The 1,012-nt window shown below is 39.6% G+C and carries 2 protein-coding genes; both read left to right on the plus strand.

Annotation, left to right across the window (positions count from 1 at the left end; all coding sequences use genetic code 11):
• The coding region (locus A9G42_RS00285) for a transposase (RefSeq protein ID WP_065580465.1) at positions 1-250 on the plus strand (250 nt) is incomplete at its 5' end.
• Positions 250-1,012 (plus strand): IS3 family transposase (locus tag A9G42_RS00290; RefSeq protein ID WP_065652310.1); only part of this gene is annotated, 763 nt, incomplete at its 3' end. The genes A9G42_RS00285 and A9G42_RS00290, both read left to right, overlap by 1 nt.

Genomic DNA, 1,012 nt, shown 5'->3' on the forward strand with positions numbered 1-1,012 from the left:
AATGACTGAACATCAAATCGTCGCTATTTTAAAAGAAGCTGAAGCGGGTATTCCCGTTAAAGAACTGTGCCGTAAATATGGCATGGGTAATTCAACTTTCTATAAATGGCGAGAAAAATACGGCGGTATGGAAACGTCGGATATTAAACGCTTAAAAGAGCTAGAAGCGGAAAACCGTAAGCTTAAACAGATGTTTGCCGAACTGAGCTTAAAATCCCAGCTTCAGGAAGAAATCATAAAAAAGCTTTAGTGCCCACCAAGGCACGTAAAACGTGGGCACAGCAACTACAACAAAATCATTCGGTTACTATTGTTATGAGTTGTGCTATTGTTGGCTTAAGCCGTTGTGCTTACTATTATCAACCTAAGTTGCAGGATGACTCGGTGATTGTTTCGGTGTTGAATGCTATCACAGACCGGCATTTACGCTGGGGCTTTCCTAAATGTTTTCATCGTATCAGAAAGCTTGGCTATCAATGGAATCATAAACGGGTATATCGGGTGTATTGTGAATTAAAGCTTAATCTCAGGGTAAAGCGTAAAAAACGCATTCCTCCACGATGTCCGGAAAGGTTATTAGTCCCCAATAAACAAGGTGAATGTTGGTCAATGGATTTTATGAGTGACAGTAGTCGTAATCAACGTCGCTTTAGGACATTCAATGTCATCGATGACTTTAATCGTGAGGCATTAGGGATTGATATTGCAGTAAGCTTACCCGCAGGAAGGATTACCCGTTACTTAGATAAACTGGCCGAATATCATGGGTATCCATTAAAAATACGGGTCGATAATGGGCCAGAATTTACAGGAAAAACCTTTATAAACTGGGCTAAATCACATGATATAACCATTGATTATATCCAGCCCGGTAGCCCTTATCAAAATGGCTATATTGAACGATTTAATCGTACCTATCGTACTGAAGTACTCGATTTATATCTTTTTAACAACTTAGCACAAGCAAGGAGAATAACCGAAGAATGGCTAACCATTTATAACACCGAAAGAC

It is taken from the genome of Gilliamella sp. Nev6-6, from assembly GCF_001690605.1.
GTDB classification, from domain to species: Bacteria; Pseudomonadota; Gammaproteobacteria; order Enterobacterales; family Orbaceae; genus Gilliamella; species Gilliamella apicola_C.